At 60.8% G+C, this 21,131-nt stretch carries 19 protein-coding genes; 5 read left to right on the plus strand and 14 right to left on the minus strand.

Annotated features, from left to right (window positions below; genetic code table 11):
- Positions 1-58: 58 nt before the first annotated feature.
- Genes cobF through cbiE form a run of 4 tightly spaced genes read right to left on the minus strand, consistent with a single transcriptional unit; the run spans position 59 to position 3,232 of the window.
- Complete coding sequence (gene cobF / locus HZU72_RS16450) at positions 59-835, minus strand: precorrin-6A synthase (deacetylating) (RefSeq protein ID WP_180093993.1); 777 nt, start codon at positions 833-835, stop codon at positions 59-61.
- A complete protein-coding gene (gene cobM / locus HZU72_RS16455) occupies positions 832-1,635 on the minus strand; it encodes a precorrin-4 C(11)-methyltransferase (RefSeq protein WP_180093995.1) in 804 nt (267 codons plus the stop codon). Before cobM ends, cobF begins: the two co-directional genes overlap by 4 nt.
- Entirely contained in the window at positions 1,632-2,012 is a 381-nt protein-coding gene (locus HZU72_RS16460; RefSeq protein WP_180093997.1) for a cobalamin biosynthesis protein, read from the minus strand. The genes cobM and HZU72_RS16460 overlap by 4 nt, the downstream gene beginning before the upstream one ends.
- Positions 2,009-3,232, minus strand: coding sequence for a precorrin-6y C5,15-methyltransferase (decarboxylating) subunit CbiE (gene cbiE, locus HZU72_RS16465; RefSeq protein ID WP_180093999.1), 1,224 nt, complete (start codon positions 3,230-3,232; stop codon positions 2,009-2,011). The genes HZU72_RS16460 and cbiE overlap by 4 nt, the downstream gene beginning before the upstream one ends.
- Here cbiE and HZU72_RS16470 point away from each other — a divergent pair.
- Entirely contained in the window at positions 3,231-3,959 is a 729-nt protein-coding gene (locus HZU72_RS16470) for a cobalt-precorrin-6A reductase (protein ID WP_180094001.1), read from the plus strand. The genes cbiE and HZU72_RS16470 overlap by 2 nt on opposite strands.
- Before the next feature lie 144 nt (positions 3,960-4,103).
- Here HZU72_RS16470 and cobJ read toward each other — a convergent pair whose 3' ends face one another.
- The 9 genes from cobJ to HZU72_RS16515 all read right to left on the minus strand — a co-directional run bounded on the left by cobJ (position 4,104) and on the right by HZU72_RS16515 (position 16,197).
- The gene (gene cobJ / locus HZU72_RS16475; RefSeq protein ID WP_180094003.1) at positions 4,104-4,853 is read right to left on the minus strand and encodes a precorrin-3B C(17)-methyltransferase; all 750 of its coding nucleotides are present in this window, start codon (positions 4,851-4,853) and stop codon (positions 4,104-4,106) included.
- The gene (gene cobI, locus HZU72_RS16480) at positions 4,850-5,575 is read right to left on the minus strand and encodes a precorrin-2 C(20)-methyltransferase (protein ID WP_180094005.1); all 726 of its coding nucleotides are present in this window, start codon (positions 5,573-5,575) and stop codon (positions 4,850-4,852) included. The genes cobJ and cobI overlap by 4 nt, the downstream gene beginning before the upstream one ends.
- Positions 5,572-6,201 carry a precorrin-8X methylmutase gene (locus HZU72_RS16485; RefSeq protein WP_022523073.1) on the minus strand — a complete coding sequence of 210 codons (630 nt, stop codon included), beginning with the start codon at positions 6,199-6,201 and terminating at the stop codon, positions 5,572-5,574. Before HZU72_RS16485 ends, cobI begins: the two co-directional genes overlap by 4 nt.
- A gap of 193 nt (positions 6,202-6,394) precedes the next feature.
- Positions 6,395-7,546 carry a ferredoxin-like domain-containing protein gene (locus HZU72_RS16490; RefSeq protein WP_180094007.1) on the minus strand — a complete coding sequence of 384 codons (1,152 nt, stop codon included), beginning with the start codon at positions 7,544-7,546 and terminating at the stop codon, positions 6,395-6,397.
- A complete protein-coding gene (cobN, locus tag HZU72_RS16495) occupies positions 7,524-11,354 on the minus strand; it encodes a cobaltochelatase subunit CobN (protein ID WP_180094009.1) in 3,831 nt (1,276 codons plus the stop codon). The genes HZU72_RS16490 and cobN overlap by 23 nt, the downstream gene beginning before the upstream one ends.
- Complete coding sequence (cobW, locus tag HZU72_RS16500; protein WP_180094011.1) at positions 11,354-12,460, minus strand: cobalamin biosynthesis protein CobW; 1,107 nt, start codon at positions 12,458-12,460, stop codon at positions 11,354-11,356. The genes cobN and cobW overlap by 1 nt, the downstream gene beginning before the upstream one ends.
- Entirely contained in the window at positions 12,447-13,817 is a 1,371-nt protein-coding gene (locus HZU72_RS16505; protein ID WP_180094013.1) for a cobyrinic acid a,c-diamide synthase CobB, read from the minus strand. Before HZU72_RS16505 ends, cobW begins: the two co-directional genes overlap by 14 nt.
- Positions 13,817-14,410 carry a cob(I)yrinic acid a,c-diamide adenosyltransferase gene (cobO, locus tag HZU72_RS16510; protein WP_180094015.1) on the minus strand — a complete coding sequence of 198 codons (594 nt, stop codon included), beginning with the start codon at positions 14,408-14,410 and terminating at the stop codon, positions 13,817-13,819. The genes HZU72_RS16505 and cobO overlap by 1 nt, the downstream gene beginning before the upstream one ends.
- A complete protein-coding gene (locus HZU72_RS16515; protein WP_180094017.1) occupies positions 14,407-16,197 on the minus strand; it encodes an AAA family ATPase in 1,791 nt (596 codons plus the stop codon). The genes cobO and HZU72_RS16515 overlap by 4 nt, the downstream gene beginning before the upstream one ends.
- 341 nt (positions 16,198-16,538) lie before the next feature.
- Between HZU72_RS16515 and HZU72_RS16520 the strand changes: the two genes are divergently transcribed.
- From HZU72_RS16520 to HZU72_RS16530, 3 genes are read left to right on the plus strand one after another with little or no spacing between them, the layout of a single operon-like run.
- Positions 16,539-17,555 (plus strand): ABC transporter substrate-binding protein, encoded by a 1,017-nt coding sequence (locus HZU72_RS16520; RefSeq protein WP_180094019.1) that lies wholly within the window; start codon positions 16,539-16,541, stop codon positions 17,553-17,555.
- Entirely contained in the window at positions 17,552-18,616 is a 1,065-nt protein-coding gene (locus HZU72_RS16525; RefSeq protein WP_180094021.1) for a FecCD family ABC transporter permease, read from the plus strand. Before HZU72_RS16520 ends, HZU72_RS16525 begins: the two co-directional genes overlap by 4 nt.
- Positions 18,616-19,380 (plus strand): ABC transporter ATP-binding protein, encoded by a 765-nt coding sequence (locus HZU72_RS16530; protein WP_180094023.1) that lies wholly within the window; start codon positions 18,616-18,618, stop codon positions 19,378-19,380. Before HZU72_RS16525 ends, HZU72_RS16530 begins: the two co-directional genes overlap by 1 nt.
- A gap of 78 nt (positions 19,381-19,458) precedes the next feature.
- On the opposite strand, the gene HZU72_RS16535 is transcribed toward HZU72_RS16530, so the two are convergent.
- Positions 19,459-20,070 (minus strand): Yip1 family protein, encoded by a 612-nt coding sequence (locus HZU72_RS16535; RefSeq protein WP_180094025.1) that lies wholly within the window; start codon positions 20,068-20,070, stop codon positions 19,459-19,461.
- A 168-nt stretch (positions 20,071-20,238) separates the two neighbouring features.
- On the opposite strand from HZU72_RS16535, the gene HZU72_RS16540 reads away from it, so the two are divergent.
- On the plus strand, positions 20,239-21,129 hold the full coding sequence (locus tag HZU72_RS16540) for an NAD-dependent epimerase/dehydratase family protein (RefSeq protein WP_180094027.1): 891 nt from the start codon (positions 20,239-20,241) through the stop codon (positions 21,127-21,129).
- Positions 21,130-21,131 lie beyond the last annotated feature (2 nt).

Raw genomic sequence — 21,131 nt, forward strand, 5'->3', positions numbered from 1 at the left:
AATACTAGTTGGTCAGTAGCGCCATTTTATGGAAAAACATTCCATATTAATACCAGCGTTATAGCAGAGGCTGTTTGGCCAGCAGGTAAATATCCATTATCCAGCCGTGGGTGTCGCGCAGCTCAGCCCGGCGTTGAATGATTTGGTCGCTGACCTCGCTTAGCCAGCCTTTGATTAAGCACTGCTTGTCCATGCCCAGGTAGGCACCCCACCAGATGTAGGTGTCATCTTGCGGAAGCGAGGTAAATGCCCCGCCGCTATCCAGCATTACGGCTACCGTAGCGGCATCGCTTGGCCAGCCGCGCTCGCGGAGGCGACGGCCGGTGGTGATTTGCACCGGCTCGGCGAGGGCATTGAGGGGGATTTTATGTTCGGCAGTGAGCACTTGCAGGCTGGTGATGCCGGGCACCACCTCTACATCCACCTGCTTACCCGCCGCGCCCAGGCGCTGGGTAATGCGCAGGCTGCTGTCGTAAAGGGAGGGGTCGCCCCACACCAGCATCCCTACCCGCCCGCCGTTGGGAAGATGTTCATCGATTTGCTGCGCCCAGACGTTGGCGATGGCAGCGTGCCAGTCGTCAACCGCGCCCAGGTAGTCATCACGGCCATCGCGGCCATCATCACGACTAGGCAGATCAAACTCGACGATCTTGGTGGTCACCGGCGCTTCCAGCAGCCGTTCACAGAGCAAGCGACGCAGGTCGATCAAATCAGACTTGGCCTCGCCCTTGCGGGGCAGAAGAATCAGATCGGCGTTATTAAGGGCGCGCACGGCGGCCAGGGTGACGTGATCAAGGTTGCCGGTGCCGATGCCTATTAGCGACAGCGTGATCATGATTCGCTCTCTTGGTCTTGGCTTGCCGTGGCAAAAGGCGAATCCGCCGACTGGGGGCGAAAGCGGCGATCGTAGCCCACGGCGTAGAGGCTGCTCTCCAGGAAGTCGTCACTTTCGAGCACCGGCCCCACCAGAATTAGCGCGGTGCGCTGCATGCTGTCATCGATCAGTCCATCTATGGTGGCTAGCCGACCGCGTACCACCCGCTCATCGGGCCAGCTTGCCCGCCAGACAATCGCGACCGGGCACTGCTCGCCGTAGTAAGGCGCCAGGCTTTCGACCACCTGAGACAGATTATGGATAGAGAGATGGATGGCAAGCGTAGCTCCCGTGCGGGCGAAATTGGCTAGCGTCTCGTCGCTGGGCATGACGCTGGCCCGGCCCGGCGTGCGGGTGAGTACTACCGACTGGGCGACACCGGGCAGCGTAAGCTCCTGGCCCAAGGTTGCCGAGGCTGCCGCAAACGCAGGCACGCCGGGGGTAATGCTGTAAGGGATCTCCAGCTCGCGCAGACGGCGCAGCTGCTCGCCCATGGCCGACCATACCGATAGATCCCCCGAATGCAGCCGGGCCACATCCTGGCCTTCGGCGTGGGCGCGGCTGATTTCCTGCATGATGTCATCCAGCGATAGCGGCGCAGTGTTGATCACCCGCGCCCCTGCCGGGCAGTGCTCGAGGATTTCCTCAGGCACTAATGAACCCGCGTAAAGGCACACCGGGCAGGCGGCGATCAGGTCGCGCCCGCGCAGGGTAAGCAGATCCGGCGCGCCGGGGCCTGCGCCAATGAAGTGTACAGTCATTCTATGGCTCCTTCTGCCAACGCGGCGGTGGCCTTGCGATCCGCTGAAATTATCCGAGGCCCTAACAGCGTTGCCCCTGGGCCCGCCGCTAATAGCGCCACGGCCTCGGCAACGCTGCCCGTGCCGCGGGCCTGCAAACTTTGTGTTGAATGAGTCAGCGTTGTCACCGTCGGTAGCTTGGCGTCCGCCACGGCGATAACCTCGATGTGTCGTAGTCGTCCCAATTCTTCGACTAACGGCAGCATGGAATGAGCCGCCGCCAGCTTATCGATAGCGCCGTACTGCTCAATAAGCTGATCCAGCGCCTGGGCGAGCGAGGCAAGCGTGGCCTCGCGACGAAAGCCAAACCCGGCGACGTGCAACGCCTGCGCCTTCATCGAACGCCCCGCCACTGAACGATCGGGTAGCTGGCCTTCCAGCCCCGGCGGGTGCCAATGGGGGTGGCATTGGCCAGTTCCAGGCGCATCAGTTCGCCGCCTGCCTGCTGATGCCAGTGCGCCAGCAGCGCTTCGGATTCCAGGGTGACGGCATTGGCGACGATGCGTACACCCTCGGGCAGGCGATGCCATAAGTCGTCCAACAGCGCTTGGGATAACCCGCCGCCAATAAATACCGCATCCGGGAGCGGCGTATCGTTCAGTACGTCCGGCGCGCTGCCCTCTTTTACCTCAAGCCAGTCAACGCCCAGGTTCCCTGCATTACTGCGCGCCCGTGCTGCCCGTTCAGCGTTTTGCTCAAAGCCCACTGCCTGATTATCCGCATGGGCGAGCAGCCACTCAATGGCGATAGAGCCTGAACCGGTGCCGATATCCCATAGCCGCTCGCCGGGCATGGGGGCCAGCGCCGCCAGGGTGATGGCGCGGATTGACTGTTTGGTGATCTGGCCGTCGTGGTCAAAAAAATGATCCGGTAGGCCGGGCGTCAGCGGCAAGGCGGGGCCGTGACCGGCTACTTCCAGCCCCACCGCGACCGGGTGGGCGATATCCTCGGGCAAGTTGGCGTCTGCACGACAATGGCGAACGCGCTCGTTATCGCCGCCCAAGGCTTCCAGCACCGTTAGCTGGGAATCCGCAAAGCCGAACCGGCTGACCAACGAGGCGAGTTCAGCTACCGCTTCACCGTCTCTTACCAGTACCAGCAAACGCCTACCGGTATGCAGGTAGGGCCGCATGCGCGTCAGCGGTTTGGCGTGCAGGCCCAGGCAATTGCAGCGCTCCAGCGGCCAGCCCAAGCGTGCGGCCGCCAGGCTGAAGGTGGAAGGCGCTGGCAATGCCAGCCACTCGTCAGCGCTGAGATGCTGCGCCAGGGTGCTGCCCGCCCCAAACCAGAACGGGTCGTTCGAGACCAGCATGACCACCCGGCGACCGCGCTGGTCTAATAGCGCCGGAATGCCATAGGCAAAGGGCACCGGCCACTCATTCACCTCGGCATTTAGGGGCGGCAAAAGGCGCAGGTGGCGGCGGGCGCCGAATACCACCTCGGCACTTTCCAATGCAGCGCGGCTTGCCGCGGTTAGTCCCTGTGTGCCACCCTCCCCCCAGCCTAAAAGGGTCAGCCAGGGAGCCTGACCCACTGGAGCATGAGAAATTTCAACCATGATCAAGATCCTAATTCTCGGGGGAACCTCGGAGGCCAGCGCCCTGGCCAGTGCGGTTGCCAAGCGCGGGCTTCCCGCCATTTTCAGCTATGCAGGTCGCGTCGCCACGCCTAAACCCCAGCCGCTGCCGACCCGCATTGGCGGTTTTGGCGGCGTTAGCGGCCTTGCGGCCTTTGTGGCCCGGGAGCGCATCACCCATATCGTCGATGCCACCCATCCCTTTGCCGCGCAGATGAGCACGAACGTGTTAGCTGCGGCGGCGCAGTGCAGCGTAAAGGCGACTGCCCTTACCCGGCCTGCCTGGCGACCTGTTAACGGCGACCAGTGGCAAAGCGTGGCAAGTATCAATGAAGCCGTCAGCGCCCTGGCTGGCCCGCCCCAGCGTATACTGCTGGCCATCGGCCGAATGCACCTTGCGGCCTTTGCCGCCCAGCCCCAGCACCATTACGTGCCGCGTTTGGTTGACCAGCCTACCAGCCCGTTACCACTGGCCGATGTCAGCACCGTGATTGATCGAGGCCCCTTTACGCTGGAAAGCGATCTCGCCCTGCTGGAAAAGCAGCGCATCCAGCGCATCGTGTGTAAAAATGCCGGCGGCGAAGGGGCCGCGTCCAAACTGACCGCGGCAAGAGCCCTCGGCCTGCCCGTGGTGATGATAGAACGGCCTCACCTGCCATCTCGTCTTGAAGCTCATACTGTTGATGAGGTTATCAACTGGCTAACTTAACCCTACAGGGCTACCGCAGTCAGCGGCACATCTTGGTAGCGAGGGCAGGCTGCTGCGAGGGCGCTGTAAACCCGTCCTTGGGCGCTACTTTTCCCTTCCATGGGAAAAGACCCTCGCATCAACCTGCCCTCGTCCCTTTCATACTCACTGGGAGGAACGCGGCGTATACACCAGCGGCGCTCCATCCCGCTCGATCAAGCGCGTCTGCTGGGAACCGACGATGACCAGGGTGCGCATATCGGCCATATCCGGCGTCGCCTCGCCTAGCGTGGTGACGCGAACCAACTCTTCCGGCGTCGAAACCGCCCGGGCGAAGATGATCAATCGATCCGGCCCGCAGGCTCCCCGCAGTACGTCCAGCATGCGCTCAAAGCCCGCCGGGCGCGCCTTGGAGCGCGGGTTATAGAATGCCATAGCGAAGTCGGCTTCGGCGGCCAAACGCAGGCGCTTTTCAATCAGCGCCCAAGGCTTGAGGTTGTCGGATAGATTAATGCAGCAGAAGTCATGCCCCAGGGGCGCGCCAACGCTTGCGCTGGCGGCCAGCATGGCGGAAATGCCTGGCAGCACCTGAATATCCAGCCCGCGCCACAGGGCATCGCCCGCTTCCAGCGCCTCGAATACCGCGGCGGCCATGGCAAAGACTCCGGGGTCGCCGGAGGAGACGACGACTACCCGATGGCCCTCAAGCGCCAGCTGTAGTGCCTGCTCCGCCCGGCGGATCTCTTCGCGGTTGTCCGAGCCGTGGCGGACTAATCCAGCACGTGGCGCCACCCGGTTAACGTAGGGCACATAGCCCACCACGTCGGTGGCTTCCTGCAGTGCGGCCGTTACCTCGGGGGTAATCATGGCTTCTGAACCCGGCCCCAGGCCGACGATTTTCAGCCAGCCGCTCATGGCCGCCTCCCGTGGCCATGGATAAGCACAATCGAGAAGTACGGCACGCTTTCGCCAACGTCCGCCAGCGGCAACACACGCTGTTGCGACATGGCGGCGTACTCGATCAGCCAGGCTTCGCCTTCGCGGCCAGCGTGAACCAGGGCCCGGCGTAGCTTGGCCAGGTTGCGGCCAATCTTCATCACCACCAGCGCGTCGGTATGGGCAATGCGCTCGGCCAACGCGTCTTCGGGTAGCGTGGCCATCAGCACGGTCAGGATGTCATCGCCCCAGGTAATGGGCTGCCCGGTGGCTGTCCACGCCGCCGACATGCCAGTAATCCCCGGCACCACCGAGACAGGCACTCGGTTTAGCAGTCGCGTATAGAGATGCATAAAGGAGCCGTAAAAGAACGGATCGCCTTCACACAGCACCACCACATCGCACCCTGCTTCTGCCATCTCGATCAGTTGGGCCACGCTGCGTTCGTAAAAGGCCGCCAGCAGCTCATTATAGCGCGGGTCGTCGAAGGGAATTTCCGTGGTGACCGGGTATTCCATGGGCAGCTCGATCGCGCCGGCCGGGATCATGCCCTCCACGATGGTACGCGCATGCCCGCAGCGGCCCTTCTTGCGGAAATACGCCACGTGGGTCGCCCCGCGTATCAGGCGGTCGGCGCGCACGCTCATCAAGTCTTGGCTGCCTGGCCCCAGGCCAACGCCGTATACCGTTCCCTGGGTCATTCGATGCGATCCGCCATGGCGTTGATAGCCGCCACCGTGACGGCGCTGCCGCCCAGACGACCGCGTACGATACAGCTGGGCAGCGCTGGATTAGCCAAAAGCGCTTCCTTGGATTCCGCCGCGCCGACAAAGCCTACCGGGCAGCCGATAATCGCCGCCGGGCGCGGGCACGCCGGGTCTTCGAGCATATTGAGCAGGTGAAACAGCGCGGTGGGCGCGTTGCCAATGGCGACCACAGCGCCTTCCAGGTGCGGCCGCCAGAGTTCCAGTGCCGCCGCCGAGCGGGTGTTGGCCATTTCCTGGGCGAGGCCGGGCGTGCGCTCATCGTTGAGAGTGCAAATCACCTCGTTGTCAGCGGGCAGCCGCTTGCGGGTGATGCCTTCCGAGACCATGCGGGCATCGCAGAGAATCGGTGCGCCCTGCTCTAACGCGGCGCGGGCCTTATTGACCACGTCGTTTTGAAAATGAATATGCGCGGCCAATTCAACCAGCCCGGCGGCGTGAATCATGCGCACCGCCACGGTCTCTTCTTCCACTGAAAAGCGGCCAAGCTCGGCTTCACTGCGAATAATCGCAAACGACTCCCGGTAAATCGCCGGGCCACTGGTTTCGTACTTATAGGGCACCCAAACTCTCCAAATAAACTAATTCGCAGTTGGCAAACCGCAAGGCATGCGTGCCAGGGCAGGTTGTAGCGAGGGTCTTTCGACATGGATGTCGAAAGTAGCGCCCACGGATGGGTTCACAGCGCCCTCGCGGAAACCTGTCCTGGCACTCAGCTACCAAGTATATAAGCCGCTATTTTTAACTCCGGCAAACCTAACTGCTTTCGCTGAGCTTTTTTATAACATCCAACGCCTCACACTCGGTGAGGCCTGTCTTAACCGGGGTGCTATCGGCACCGCCGTTAACAACAACATTAAATCGACCTGCTTGCCCGACCAAGCACACATCGACTGGGGCGCGACGGGCGCAGCCTTTAGAGCAGCCAGATATATGCACCGTTCCTTCCACCCAGCCGCTTAGCTTCTCGGCAAGCGGCTGGGTGGCGACACTCGCCTGTTCGCAGTAGGGCGCGCCGGGGCAGGCGTCCATCGCTAGCCGCGGGTCGCTATTATGACGGATCAAGCCATCAATCGCGGGTAGTGTATCGCAATCCTTCAACAACAGCCGCCGCCAGGGAGTGACCTGCACGACGCGGGCACTTGATTGGGAGACAGCCTCGCGAAGCGTTTCAACCGCCACCCGACCAAAAGGCAGGCCAATCACCATGCCCTCGCGATGTTCGCCCAGCGCCAGCTTCTCACCGGGGAGCGCGGGGGCGGTATCAGCAGGAGCCCAGTCGGGCAGCGGTGCTGTATGCCGCCGCATACGGCCTGACTCCCAGCCGCCGCTGTCCACAAACCAGTGGGTCAGGCGTATCAGTTGCTCGACGGCGGCCTCGGTATCGTTCACCGCCGTGCCTTGCGCGTAGCCATCGGCGCGTACCAGTAGGCCGCCTTCCCTTGAGCGCTCGATTCGAAAATCAGCGGCGCTGTCGCCAAGCACCGGCGCTTTTCCCGCATCAATCGCAATGCCCACCTTGCCAGGCATGGTGGCTAATTCGCTACCCCGCGTTTGCAACAGGCGGGCAATGGTATGGGTGTCATCGCCCTTTTGCCAGGCCGGCGCCAGCATCAGTTGGGGCTGACGTTCTGCTTCCGGGTCGGCGCTGACCAACTGATGTTCCACCAGAAACGCCATCAGCGGCGGCCAGCTTTCGTCGGTCACCCCACGCAGCTGCAGGTTGGCCCGGCTGGTTAGCTCGATCAAACCGCTGCCGAAGGTCTCGGCGGCGTCGCACAGTGCCAATACCTGCTCCCGCGATAGCTCACCCAGCAGTGGGCGCACGCGTACAAGCCAACCATCGCCGGTGGCCATGGGTCGCCAGGCGCCGGGACACCAGCCTTTAATGCGCAGGCTGGGCAACATGACCACTGGACTCTTTGGCTTCGTCCATTTCCAGCAGCAGATCCTGCAGCGCCTCACCGTGCTCGCCGGGGGCTTGCCACATGCCCCGCTGGGCGGCTTCGAGTAACCGTTCGGCCATCTCTTCCAGGGCGGCCGGGTTGTGCTCGCGTAGGAACTGCTGATTGTCGGCGTCGAGCACCAGGGCATCGCTCACCTGGGCGTACTGGTAGTCGGCAATCAGATCGGTGGTGGCGTCGTAGGCGAACAGGTAGTCCACCGTGGCGGCCATCTCAAAGGCGCCTTTGTAGCCGTGCTCGCGCATGGCGTTGATCCACTTGGGATTCAACACGCGCGAGCGAATCACCTTCGCCAGTTCTTCTTTCAGGGTGCGAATCTTGGGCATCGCGGGGTTGGCGTGGTCGGCGTGGTAAATCTCCGGCGCCTTGTCGCTCAGCGAGCGGGTGGCGTTGGCCATGCCGCCCTGGAAGGCGTAATAGCTGTTGGAATCGAGGATATCGTGCTCGCGGTTATCCTGGTTTTGCATTACCGCATCCAGCCCCTGGAGCTGCTGCTCGAAGGCGCCGCGTGCGGCCTTGCCCGACTCCTTAAACTGGCCGTAGGCGTAGGCACCCGCATCCATATAGGCCTCGGCTAAATCGTCGGCGCTGTCCCAAGAGCGGTTTTCTATCAGCCGGTTTAAGCCCGCGCCGTATTCGCCAGGCTTACTGCCAAATATTCGGTAGCTCGCCTCTTGAGCAGCCATCTCGGGGCTTAGCCCCTGCTCTTCCAGTGCTTGCTGGCGGGAAAGCACCGCCTCGCGGATAGTGTTGCTGTTGCCCGGCTCTTCATAGCTCGCCACCGCCTGCACGGCGGCGTCAAACAGGCGAATCACGTTAGGGAAGGCGTCGCGGAAGAACCCGGACACCCGCAGCGTGACATCGACCCGTGGGCGATTGAGCAGCATCGAGGGAATGACTTCAAAGTCGCTCACCCGCTGAGAGCCCAGCGACCAGATGGGTCGCACGCCCATTAGCGCGAAGGCCTGGGCGATGTCATCGCCGCCGGTGCGCATGGTGGCGGTACCCCAGATGGATAGCCCCAACCGCCGCGGGTAGTCACCGTGATCCTGCAGATAGCGTTCGACAAACGCCTGAGCGGATTTTTCGCCCAGCGTCCAGGCGGCGGGAGATGGAATCGAGCGGTTATCGACGCTGAAAAAGTTGCGCCCGGTGGGTAGCGTATCCAAGCGCCCCCGGCTGGGCGCACCGCTGGGCCCGGCGGGTACGAAGATGCCTTCAAGGCCGTCGAGCAGCGACTGAAGCTCCATCTTCACGCCGCGCTGCATGGTGACCCACAGCTGGTCTCGGGCGTAGCGCAGCTGCGCTGCCGTGTCGGGGTAATCCTGGGCCAGGCCATCCAGGCAGCCGTTTGCCAAGACGTAGTCGGCCACCCAGCGCTCGGCCAGCAGTTCCAGGCGTTCGCGGGCATCCGCCCCGGTACGCCAGGGGGTATCGAGCTGTTGGCTTAAAATAGCCGGCTCAGGCCCTTGCCAGGGCTCGCTAGCGGCGGCTAGCGGATCAAAATCCAAGCCTAAATCGCTGGCCAGGTTGTGCAGCAGGCCGCGGCTTGCCACCGCTTCGCCACGGGGTAGTCGCAACAGTGCCACCAAGGTGCCCACCCGCTTCTCTTCCGGCGGCAGCGTGCCAAGAATATGCAGGCCGTGACGGATCTGCGATTCTTTGATGTCGCACAGGAAGGTATCCAGCGCGTTGAGAATCTCAGCCTCACATTCACCGCTCGCCACGTGGGCCAGCTCCTGATCGATACCGGTATCACGCAGGTGAGCGAGAATCTGGCTACGTATCAACGCTTCCCGGCGGGGATCCATATCCAGCGCTTGATAATATTCGTCGGTGAGCGTTTCAAGCTCGGCCATGGGGCCGTAGAGTTCGGCCCGCGCCAGCGGCGGCATCAGGTGGTCGATAATCACCGCCTGACTGCGCCGCTTGGCCTGGGCACCCTCGCCGGGGTCGTTGACGATAAACGGATAAAAGTGCGGCAGCGGCCCCAGGGCTATATCCGGCCAGCAGTCGGCGCTCAGGGCGATGCTTTTGCCCGGCAGCCACTCCAGGTTACCGTGCTTACCGACGTGGATGACCGCATCGACCTGGTAGTGCGCGCGCAGCCAAAAATAAAACGCCAGGTAGCTGTGCGGCGGCGCCAGCTCCAGATCGTGATAGGACTGGGTGAGATCGTCGATAAAGTCGCGTTCCGGCTGGATACCCACGAAGGTCTCCCCCAGACGAATACCCGCGATCATCAGGCGCCCCTGGCGACACTTGGGGTCTTCATGAGGCGCGCCCCAGCGCGTCCATACGGTTTCCTGCAGCTCGCTGGACAGGGTTTGAAACCACGCCAGATAATCATCAACGCTGATGCTCTGCCAGCAGGCGCGCTGGTCGAGGCTTCCGTGATCGTTGGTTACCGCGCCCTGAAGCTGGCGGATCAATTCATCGCCGTTTTCCGGCAGCTCGCTGAGCGGGTAACCCGCCACCTTCAGGGCGCTGAGAATCTGCAGCGTCGATGCGGGCGTATCCAGCCCGACGCCGTTACCAATGCGGCCATCGCGATTGGGGTAGTTGGCCATGATCAGCGCGACACGCTTCTGCCCGTTGGGGGTTAAGCGCAGCGAACAAATCCGCCGCGCCAGCTCGGCCACAAAGGCGGCCCGCTCCGGATGGATGACGTGGTGGGTCACCGCCAGCTGGCAGCTCGGGCTGTAGTGGGCTTCGGCTTTAAAGCCCACCGCCCGGGTGATGATGCGGCCATCCATCTCGGGGAGCACCACCTGCATTGCCACATCGCGGCTATGCAGGCCCGCGGCCATGCCCTGCCAGTCTTCGCTAGTGCTGCTGGCAAGAATCGCCTGGAGCACCACGGGTCGGCCTACAAAGAGGTTGTCAGGTAATTCTTCCCCCAGGGCATCCAGCCCGTCGGCATTGCGATTGACCGCAAAACTGGTGGTATTAATCACCAGCATGGCGCCGGTCTGCTCAATCAGGTGATTGATAAAATCAATGCACGGCCCTTCTTTCAGGGACGCCACGGCCACCGCCAACGGCTCAAGCCCCTGGTCTTTAAGCGCGGCCAGCAATCCGTCGGGTACGGCGGTATTCGCCCCCTGCAAATGGCTGCGATAAAACAGCAGCAGACACACCGGCCGCCCGGGCACCTGACGATCGCGCCACTCGCTGAGGCTGGACGCCTGCTGCTCCTGCGACGCATAAATCACCGCTGGCGGAATGACCTTGGGCTCCTGCCAGTCACCCAACGGCTTATCCATACACTCGCTGGCGACAAAGCGCAGCAGTTGCTCGGCGTTATCGGCGCCGCCCTCCCGCAGGTAGCGCCACACGCGGTACGCGTCATCAAAGGCGATGGTGGAGTCCTCCAGCAGGGCGTCATCCGGGGCATCGCAGCCCGGCACCAGTATCAGCTGGCGCTCGGGTTTCGCCGCCGCCCAGGCCAGCAGGCGTTCGTGGCCGTACTGCCAGTAGGCCTTGCCGCCCAGCAGCGAGACGATGACCAACTGAGCCTTTTCCAGCACCCGATCTTCGTAGAGATCGTAGGCGGCCGGTTTTACCAGGTTCATCCAGTTGGCCAGCCGCACCGAGGGGTACGCCTCGCCCAGACGATCCACCGCCTGAGCCAGCGCCGACAGATTGCTATCGGCGGCGGAGAGTATCACGACCTCGGCGGGGCTCTGTTCCAGGTCGATGATGCCTTCATCATCGACAAAGCCTCCGGGCTTGGCGGCAAATAAGTGCATTAGGTAGCCGTTTGAACCTCTGCTTCAGCTAACGCTTCACGCAGCGCTGCGCTGTCCAGGGTTTTGCCTATAATCACTAGCTGGGTTTGGCGGATTTCGTCCTCAGTCCACAGCCGGTCGAAGTAGCCTTCCAGGCGCTCACCCACCGCCTGGATGACCCGACGCATGGGTTTGCCGGGAATCGCCGCAAAGCCCTTGGCGCGGTAGATCTCGTGGCTTTTCAGCAGCTGTTGCAGCTTGTCGGCCAGGATATCGCCATCGACTTCGCCCAGGGTGATCACGCAGGAATCAAAGTTATCGTGGGCGTGGTCGTGGTGCGCGCCTTCGGCGTGGTGCTTATCGTGATGATTGGTGATGCTATCTATATGCTCTTCGCTGGCCGCGCCGATGCCCATCAGCGCTTCCAGTTGGGTGGTGTTAGTGGTCAGGGTCTGATTGATAAACAGCGTTTTCACCGAGGCAGTCACCCGCGCCTGAATCACCGCTTCCACCTTTGTGCGCTCGTCCGGGCTGAGCAGATCGGCCTTGCTGACCAGCACCAGATCCGCCGCGCTTAGCTGATCATCGAGCAGCTCGCGCAGGCTGGGGTCATGATCCAGGCTCTCGTCTGCGAGGCGCTGGGCTGCTACCTTATCCACGTCGCTGGCATAGCGCCCGGCAGCCACGGCGGGGCCGTCGATCACGGTAATAATCGCATCCACGGTGCAGTGCTGGCGCACATCCGGCCAGTTGAACGCCTGCACCAGCGGCTTGGGCAGCGCTAGGCCGCTGGTTTCGATCAGGATGTGGTCGATATCGCCGCGTCGGGCGACCAGCTTTTTCATGACCGGCAGAAACTCCTCTTCCACGGTGCAGCAGATACAGCCGTTGGCCAGTTCATAGATGCTGCCGTCTTCACCGTCTAGCTGCCCAGCTTCGCTACCCTCTTCACACCCCAGCGCACAGCCGCGCAGCAGGCTGGAGTCGATATCCTGCTCGCCGAACTCATTGACGATCACGGCGATCCGCTTGCCGGTCACCTGACGCAGAATATTGGCCAACAGCGTGGTTTTGCCGCTGCCGAGAAAACCGGTCACGACCGTGGCAGGAATCTTATTCAATTGCATAGGTAAATGCCTCGCTGTGTTGCGGTTCGCAGTACGCCGGGCTGGCAGAAAAAAGCCTTGCCACAGCGTCAGGATTATTAGGGAAAAACAGATGTAAATAGGTCGCCGTCAGGCGCTTTTGACGGTAAATCGCCTCCCCCGGTGCGGGGTGCCGCTGGCGTCGCCCGTGGCCAATCGGCTCGGGGGTGCCTTCTGCCATGGAACGGTGGTGCGCATGGCCGCGAACCGGGCCTTCCGGCAGCTCGGCGGTTTGCATCCCCTGGCAGCCGCGACGCCCGCGCATGGCCCCCTGTCCAGGCAGCAGGCCCAACATGGTATGGGTGATATCGTCGTAGTCGGTCAGGGTTTCCAGGCAGTACAGCAGCCCGCCACACTCGGCCAGAATGGGCTTGTCGGCGCTATAGAACGCCTCAATGGCTGCGCGCATGGCGGTGTTATCCGCCAACTGCTGGGCGTGAAGCTCCGGGTAGCCTCCTGGCAGCCACAGCGCATCGCACTCAGGCAGGCGGCTATCCGTTAACGGCGAGAAAAAGCGCAGCGTGGCGCCCATCTGCTCCAGCAGGTCGAGATTGGCCTGATAGACGAAGCTGAAGGCGGCGTCCCGGGCTACGCCAATGGCGTGGCCTTTGAGCAACGGCTTAACGGCCGCAAGCTGTTCGTGGGGGGCGGTAAAGATCACTGGTGAAAGCGCCGAGAGCGCGTCCAGTAGCCCCGCCGCTTCCAGCGCTTTGGCACCGGCTTCAAAGCGGGCTTCCAGATCCTCGCGAATCTCCGCCGCCTGCACGAGGCCCAGGTGGCGCTCGGGGAGTGATAGCGCGGGGTCGCGCGGCACGGCAGCCAGCAGAGGAATCGTCGCTGGCAGCGCGCCTTCGATCAGCTCGCGGTGGCGCTGCGAGCCGCAAGCATTGGCGATAAGCCCGGCGATATGGATGTCGTCGCGAAAGCTAACCAGCCCCGAAACCAGTGCGGCGGCGGTCTGGGCCATGCCTTTTACATCCATGACGATCGCCATGGGAACATCGAACAGGGCCGCCAGATCAGCGCTGGAGGGCTCGCCGTCGAACAGTCCCATGGCGCCTTCCACCAGGATCAAGTCCGCTTCACAGGCGGCATCATAAAAGCGCTGGCGGCAGTAGGCCTCGCCTGCCATCCATAGATCCAACTGATCCACCGGCTGGCCGGAGGCCTGGGCCAATATCTGCGGATCCAGGTAGTCCGGGCCAGTCTTGAACACCCGCACCACCTTGCCCTGGTTGCGCAGCAGACGCGCCAAGCCCGCTGTGACGGTGGTTTTGCCCTGGCCTGAGGCCGGGGCAGCGATAAACAGCGCGGGGCAGCTTACGGTCGCTGTGCTCATCAGTATTCGATCCCCGCCTGGGCTTTGATACCGCCGCGAAAGGCGTGGCGCTCGTCCTGAACGACACTGATGGTATCGGCGATTTCCTGCAGCGGCGTGGCCATAGTGCGTCCGGTAATGATGACGTTCTGGTGCGCCGGGCGGCGCTTAAGCGCTTCCACCACCGGCTTGGGGTCGAGATAGCCGTACTTGAACATATAGCTCATCTCGTCCAGCACGATCATATGATAGGCAGGGTTCTCCAGCAGCCCTTTGGCGACCTCCCAGGCGGCTTGGGCAGCTTCGATATCCCGCTCGCGGTTCTGGGTTTCCCAGGTAAAGCCGTGGCCCATGATGTGCCAGTCGAGCTTGGGATGATCGCGAAAGAACAGGTACTCGCCGGTTTCGCGGCGGCCTTTGATGAACTGGATCACCGCGCACTGCTGGCCGTGCCCCAACGAGCGTGCCATGGTGCCGAAGGCGGAGCTGCTTTTGCCCTTACCGTTGCCTTTCAGCAAAATCAGCACGCCGCGCTCTTCCGTCGCCTTGCTGATGCGCTCATCGACCACGTCTTTTTTACGCTGCATGCGATCTAAATGGCTTGCGTCGCTCATGAGAGGTTCCCAGGTTGATGTGCAGAGACTGTAGGCGCCAAAGATGGTTTGCCAAACGAGGCAGGCCAGTAACGCGCGCCCAACTGCTGGGCGATACGCGCGCCCTGCCCGCGTTTGACTCTGGATTGCTCGGTATCGATCAGCAGGCAGCTCTCCAGCGGGGCGAGGTCGTCAACGGTTTCCCGGGTGCGGCCATCGGTGATCAGATAGGTGCGCACCTTCAGGCCGGGCTCGCGGCGCTGCCACTGGCGGATCAGCCGCTTGGCTTCAATAATCGCTTCCCGCAGCGGGGTGCCGCCACCGCCCTTAGCATTGTCGAGAGTGCTCCGCGCATTTTTGGGCGCCCGGCGGCGGGAGAGTATCGGCACGACACCGCCATTGCCAAACCCCAATACCGCTACCTGCTCCCGGGCAGCGTAGGCTTGGCTGACCAGTGACTCAACCAGCCCCTTTGCCTGGCCTAACAGGCGCTGACCCAGGGTGGAGCCGGAGGTGTCTAACAGCACCAGGTGCGCTGTCGCCTGCCCAGCACGGGACTTGCGCATCTTTAGCTGCTGCCACGGCCATTGGCCGCGATTGGCGATCAGCGTCGCGAACCCGTCCAGCCGCGAGGTCTCTACCTGGGAGCGGCCACGGCCTGCTACCCCTCCTTTACCCGCACTGGCAGCGGTATCGGCACGTTGAGCCTGCTGAGCTGAAACATCGCTCTCAGGCAGCGTTAGCGCTGGCTGGCTAATCGCTGGCTGGTTAATAGATTCATGGGCCATGGGGGGCATGGCACCCCACTGTCCTGAAGCGTCATGTCCGTCTGACTGGCTTCCTTTGCCGCTTTCTCCACCGGTATTCCCCCTATTTTCACTACCACCATCTCCGCCACTACCCCCACCACTAGGTGGGTGCTCACGGGAAGAAGGCGGCTTAGGGTCTGAAAGCGTACGGCGATGGGCCAGTACCCAAGGCTCGACTGTATCGACATCTTCTTGCCTGACGCTCGACGCGCCCTGTAAAGCAGCATGGGCCTGAGCGGCGCGGTGCCAGGTAACGTCTGCCCGCATGCCCTCAACACCGGCGGCTTCGCAGCGCGTCGCAATCGCCTCGTATACCCAGCTTTCGGTCGTGACTGAGGTGAGAAGCTGTTGAGCATGGTGCAGCCGCTGAGTCAGCGTTACCTGTTCTGCGGCAAACTGCTTTTTATAGGCCTTGGGGTCACGGTCAAAGGCTTCGCGCTGCTGCACGATGGCAATGCGCTCTTCGATGCTCATGGCACCCGCCTGCTCAAGGCAAAGGCCAAAACGATCAAGTAACTGCGGGCGCAGCTCACCTTCGTCTGGGTTCATGGTGCCGATCAGGCTGAAGCGTGCCGGGTGGGAGTGGCTAATGCCATCGCGCTCGACCACGTTGACCCCGCTGGCAGCGACGTCCAGCAGCAGATCCACCAGCATATCCGGCAGCAGATTGACTTCATCTACATACATTACCCCTCCATGGGCCTTGGCGAGCAAGCCTTCATGAAAGGTGGCCTCACGTTCGACCAGCACCTTGTTTAGATCCAGACTCCCCACCAGGCGGTCTTCGCTGGCGCCAAGGGGTAAATTCACAAAGGGTGGATGGCTGCCGCTTTGGTCTTCAGGCAAAACCGCCGCCAGCGCTCGTGCAAGGGTGGACTTCGCGCTACCCCGAGGGCCGCTGATCAATACACCGCCAATGCGGGGGTTAATGGCGTTGAGCAACAAGGCGGTTTTCAGCGGTTTCTGACCAACCACCGCCGCAAACGGAAACTCACTCACCGGCACCTCCCGTGCTGAGCAAGCCTGCCAACCCGCCGACCTTTACTGAAAACTGTGATGACCAACGGACTTGAGCTTGATTTATGATAACCAGGTGAGTAATGATAAAACCATTCATAAAGAGATGATGATATAAAAGCATGCAGTATAGAGGAAGGCATGGCGACGAAGCCAGTTTAGCTCCCAGAACCCACCCAAGAGACAGCCCAGATAAGCATAAGGTAAGATACGGCTAATCTTTGATACTAAGCCATATGATTATGTTATAACATAACATATTGCTACTAATAAGAATGCCCTTAGGCCATCAACTCTACCCACACGTTTACTGGAAGCCAGACATGAAGATCTTACGCTATCTGCTGACAGCGACATCGCTACTGCCCGCTTCTTACGCGATGGCCGATGCCACCACTTATCCCGTGAACTTAACCAACTGTGGTGTAGAGATAAGCGTTGCATCAGCACCCGAGCAAACGGTAACGGTGGGTCAATCAGCCACAGAGATTCTCTACTCGTTAGGGCTCGCTGATAGAGTGAATGGTACCTCGGTTTGGTTTAATCCCGTTTTGCCACAATATGCTGAGGCAAATGATGAGATCGAGCGGATCGCCAACGACGACCCGAGCTTCGAGGCCGTGGTCAATAAACGGCCGGATCTGGTGGCGGCTCAGTACGAGTGGCACGTTGGCCCCACCGGCAGCGTGGCCAGCCGGGATCAGTTTCATGAGTTGGGTATCAACACTTACATCATGCCCGCCGATTGCGACACCAAGGATAACTCTACCGGCGACGATGGTACCCGCACTGCCGCCTTCTCGACTGACTCTATCTATAAAGGGATCACCGAGTTAGCCGAGATCTATGATGTTCAAGACGCTGGTGAGGTGCTGATAACCGACCTTACCGCCCGCGAACAGCGCGCTATCGACTTGGCGAGCAGCCTTGATTTACCGCAAGACTTGTCGGCGGCATTCTGGTTTTCATCGACAGATCTGGGGGTTAGCCCTTTCGTGGCGGGGCAACTGGGGGCACCAGGGTATATGATGGAAAAACTTGGCATTCGTAATGTCATCGAGTCTGACGACGAGTGGCCCACGGTGGGCTGGGAAAGCATCGCCAGAGCCGACCCCGATGTACTCGTTATCGCTAGCATGGATCGCCGCCGCTTTCCTGCCGATGACATTGAAGCAAAACGTGAGTTTTTACGCAGCGACCCGGTCACCCGGGAGATGAACGCGGTTAAAAATAATCGTATCGTCGAGATGGACGCCCACGCCATGAGCGCCACTATGCGCACTATTTACGGCCTTGAATCACTTGCCGAGGCATTATCCAATATGTCGTTTAACGAATGAGCATAGCGCTAACGAGGGCTTCCTCCGCACACTTCGGGTTGCGCTGGCTATGGATAACACCGCTCGTGCTTGTGACGGCACTGATCGCGGGCACCGCCATCGGCGAGACGCCGATACCCGTGGATACCATTGTCAAAGTGCTCGCCAACCAGCTGATAGGAACGGATTACCCGGTTGACCGAATCGACGCGGGCATTATTTGGAACTATCGTCTCAGCCGCGCCGTGGTCGCCGCCTGTTGCGGCACCAGCTTGGCGCTGGCGGGTGTCGTGTTACAAGCACTGCTGCGCAACCCCTTGGCCGACCCCTACTTGATGGGCATTTCCGCCGGGGCGTCTACGGGGGCAGTTGCGGTGGCCGTCGCCGGGCTGGGTGCAGGTGCGCTTTCACTCTCCTTGGGTGCCTTTGTGGGCGCCCTGCTTGCCTTTGGTATTGTGGTAATGCTCGCCCATGCGGCCAACAGCGGAGTGGGTGGCGGGCGCGGCGTTCAGGCCGCGGGGGCGATTATTCTGGCGGGCATTGCAGGTTCGCAGCTGTTCAATGCGTTGACTGCTTTTATCATCACCAAATCGGCGAGCGCCGAACAGGCCCGGGGCATTATGTTTTGGCTGATGGGCAATCTCTCAGGGGTGCGCTGGGCCGATGTGACCTTGGCCGTACCGGCCGCACTCTTCGGACTGCTGGTTTGCCTGTGGCACCGGCGCTCCCTGGATGCATTTACCTTCGGCGCCGACAGCGCCGCGTCCATGGGCATCGCGGTGCGCCCGGTGCGTGGAATGCTGATTATCGCCATGGCACTGGTCACAGCCGTAATGGTGTCTATCGTGGGGGCGATTGGGTTTGTTGGCCTGGTGATCCCTCACGCGGTGCGTTTTATCGTGGGGAGCCGCCATACCCGACTGGTACCAGCAACCGCTCTGGCAGGCGCCGTGTTCTTGATCGGCTCGGATATTCTTTCCCGGGTGCTGATCTCCGGCCAAGTACTCCCCATCGGGGTGATTACCTCACTGATCGGCGCGCCCGCTTTTGCGCTGATTTTGGTACGCGGCAAGAGGTCTTAATGCGATTAACGGCTGAACGGCTTGCGTGGTCAGTACACGGCACGCCACTGCTTGCTGACGTCAATCTTACCGTCGAGCCCGGCCAGACCTTTGGCCTGGTGGGGCCGAATGGCTCGGGGAAAACCTCACTGCTGCGTCTGTTGGCGGGGTTGAACAGACCCAAGGCAGGACGGGTGTTGATGGATAGCCAGCCCCTGCACACGCTCAAGCAACGGGCTATCGCACAATCCGTTGCCTTGGTGGAGCAGCAGGCGGACACTACCGACCGCATTACCGTGCACCAAGTGGTATCACTGGGTCGTACACCGTTCCTTTCCGCGTTGCGTCCCTGGTCAACGGAAGATGATGCCATCGTGGCGCAGGCGCTGGCAGATGTGGATATGGCGCACATGGCCGATCGCCTTTGGCACACCCTCTCTGGCGGTGAGCGCCAGAGAGTGCATATTGCCCGAGCGCTGGCACAACAGCCTAAAATTCTGCTATTGGATGAACCCACCAATCACTTGGATATTCGCCACCAGCTTTCGATTCTTGAATTGGTCAGGCAACTACCGATCACGGTGGTTATCTCACTGCATGATCTTAACCAAGCCATGGAGTGTGACCGCATCGGCGTCATGGATGGCGGCCGACTGATCGATAGCGGCCTCCCCCAAGACATACTCACGCCTAACAGGCTACAACAGACCTTTGGGGTATATGCCCATGTGATCGATGATCCTGTCGATGGCAAGCAAGTCATGCGTTTTCATAGTGCGATTTAGCTAGATCCTAGTCTGCTAGAAAAAACGCCCAGTTACCGACAGCGCAAACTTTCATGCCCCTGGCACTACAATGCTCATTCACCGAAAAAAATGCCAAACCACGCTGTGGTCCGTGCCCATACTCCACAGAAGTACGACGACGACAAGCAGTGCCTCCAGCACCAAAACGCCGATACCCAGCGTCGTGGTCGACAGAATAAACCCCTGCTTATGACTGATTCCCAGAAAGCTGGGCGTTCCCTTGTAGAGCAGATAGGTGCTATAGAGCAGACCAATCACCATACCCAGCACACAAAACCAGAAAGCCGGATAGAGCGCAAAAACGCCACACAGGAACATCGGTGTCGCAATATAACCTGCGAAGATAATACAGTCGCGGCGGCTAGGTCGATTCTCAATACGGCGGGCCATCCAATGGATCATACTGCCCACAATACCCACTGCCACTAGCATCAGCGCATAAAAAGCCACGCCTAAGGCAATACCGTTGGCAACGGAGACTTTATAGGTTGCCGAACCACCATAAGTCCAGCCTACCTGGGTGGTACCTATCAGGGCACAGACAACAGGAACGGCAGCGAGTAACAGGACATGGTGAGCATAGAGATGACTGACAGACTCATGCTCCTCACTGATCTTATACCACTCCCGTTCAGGATGATGGAGAAGCCCCCAAACATGATTGACCATAACGACCTCCCGATTTTGTGGACACGCTATTGTTAGGGTCAGACGATGATCGATCGGATCAACAAGGTCCCGAATCATTTTTAGTGTAGAACACAAAATCATTTTCGGAGGTGAGGATTTTTCTTTGCTAAGGTGGAGTAGCTCATTCTATTCATTGGTGGAGATCATATGCGTCTTCTGTTCACCGGCGGCAGTGGCAAAGCTGGTCGCCATGCGACCGCTTATCTTCGTGATCAAGGCCACCGAGTCACCAATTTGGACTGGGTGGCGTCTGATGTGCCCGGTATTACTACCCTGAAAACCGATCTGACCGATGCAGGGCAAGTGTTTAATGCTTGCCAAGCCTACGCTGGGTTCGATGAGCTTGAACCCGGCACCGGCGTGCCGCGTTATGATGCGATTGTCCACTTCGCGGCCATACCAGCCATTCTGCATCGGCCGGACAACGAGACCTACCGCATCAATGCGCTAAGTACCTACAACGTTCTTGATGCCGCCACCAAGCTAGGCATCCCCAAGGTCATCTTCGCCTCTAGCGAGACCACCTACGGTGTCTGCTTCGCTGATGGCGAGCAAAAACCTGACTACTTGCCCGTCGATGAAGAGCACCCCACCGTGCCTCAAGACAGCTACGCCATGAGCAAGGTGGTAAACGAAGTAACGGCACGCTCCTTCCAGGCGCGCTCGGGCATCGACATCTACGGCCTACGCATCAACAACGTTATCGAGCCCCACGAATACCGCCAGAATTTCCCAGCCTACATGGATGATCCCGCCCTGCGTCGCCGCAATATATTCGCCTACATCGACGCCCGCGACCTGGGCCAGATGGTCGATTGCTGCCTAAAAACGGATGGCCTGGGCTATCAGGTGTTTAACGTGGCTAATAACGAGCTATCAGTGGGCCTGACCAACGCCCATGTGATAGAGCGCTTCTACTCCGGCGTACCCATCAAGCGCGAAATGGGTGAATTCGAAACCTTCTACTGCATCGAAAAGGCCCGTCGTCTGGTCGGCTTTGAACCACGCCACTCCTGGCGGGAAGAGCTGGAGCAGTAAGT

It is taken from the genome of Vreelandella sedimenti, from assembly GCF_013416325.1.
Taxonomy (GTDB): domain Bacteria; phylum Pseudomonadota; class Gammaproteobacteria; order Pseudomonadales; family Halomonadaceae; genus Vreelandella; species Vreelandella sedimenti.

Excerpts from the sequence above, each read along its gene's own strand:
- cobF (WP_180093993.1), bottom strand. The coding sequence starts at position 835 with ATGATCACGCTGTCGCTAATAGGCATCGGCACCGGCAACCTTGATCAC.
- cobM (WP_180093995.1), bottom strand. The coding sequence starts at position 1,635 with ATGACTGTACACTTCATTGGCGCAGGCCCCGGCGCGCCGGATCTGCTT.
- HZU72_RS16460 (WP_180093997.1), bottom strand. The coding sequence starts at position 2,012 with ATGAAGGCGCAGGCGTTGCACGTCGCCGGGTTTGGCTTTCGTCGCGAG.
- HZU72_RS16470 (WP_180094001.1), top strand. The coding sequence starts at position 3,231 with ATGATCAAGATCCTAATTCTCGGGGGAACCTCGGAGGCCAGCGCCCTG.
- cbiE (WP_180093999.1), bottom strand. The coding sequence starts at position 3,232 with ATGGTTGAAATTTCTCATGCTCCAGTGGGTCAGGCTCCCTGGCTGACC.
- cobJ (WP_180094003.1), bottom strand. The coding sequence starts at position 4,853 with ATGAGCGGCTGGCTGAAAATCGTCGGCCTGGGGCCGGGTTCAGAAGCC.
- cobI (WP_180094005.1), bottom strand. The coding sequence starts at position 5,575 with ATGACCCAGGGAACGGTATACGGCGTTGGCCTGGGGCCAGGCAGCCAA.
- HZU72_RS16490 (WP_180094007.1), bottom strand. The coding sequence starts at position 7,546 with ATGTTGCCCAGCCTGCGCATTAAAGGCTGGTGTCCCGGCGCCTGGCGA.
- cobN (WP_180094009.1), bottom strand. The coding sequence starts at position 11,354 with ATGCACTTATTTGCCGCCAAGCCCGGAGGCTTTGTCGATGATGAAGGC.
- cobW (WP_180094011.1), bottom strand. The coding sequence starts at position 12,460 with ATGCAATTGAATAAGATTCCTGCCACGGTCGTGACCGGTTTTCTCGGC.
- HZU72_RS16505 (WP_180094013.1), bottom strand. The coding sequence starts at position 13,817 with ATGAGCACAGCGACCGTAAGCTGCCCCGCGCTGTTTATCGCTGCCCCG.
- cobO (WP_180094015.1), bottom strand. The coding sequence starts at position 14,410 with ATGAGCGACGCAAGCCATTTAGATCGCATGCAGCGTAAAAAAGACGTG.
- HZU72_RS16520 (WP_180094019.1), top strand. The coding sequence starts at position 16,539 with ATGAAGATCTTACGCTATCTGCTGACAGCGACATCGCTACTGCCCGCT.
- HZU72_RS16525 (WP_180094021.1), top strand. The coding sequence starts at position 17,552 with ATGAGCATAGCGCTAACGAGGGCTTCCTCCGCACACTTCGGGTTGCGC.
- HZU72_RS16530 (WP_180094023.1), top strand. The coding sequence starts at position 18,616 with ATGCGATTAACGGCTGAACGGCTTGCGTGGTCAGTACACGGCACGCCA.
- HZU72_RS16535 (WP_180094025.1), bottom strand. The coding sequence starts at position 20,070 with ATGGTCAATCATGTTTGGGGGCTTCTCCATCATCCTGAACGGGAGTGG.
- HZU72_RS16540 (WP_180094027.1), top strand. The coding sequence starts at position 20,239 with ATGCGTCTTCTGTTCACCGGCGGCAGTGGCAAAGCTGGTCGCCATGCG.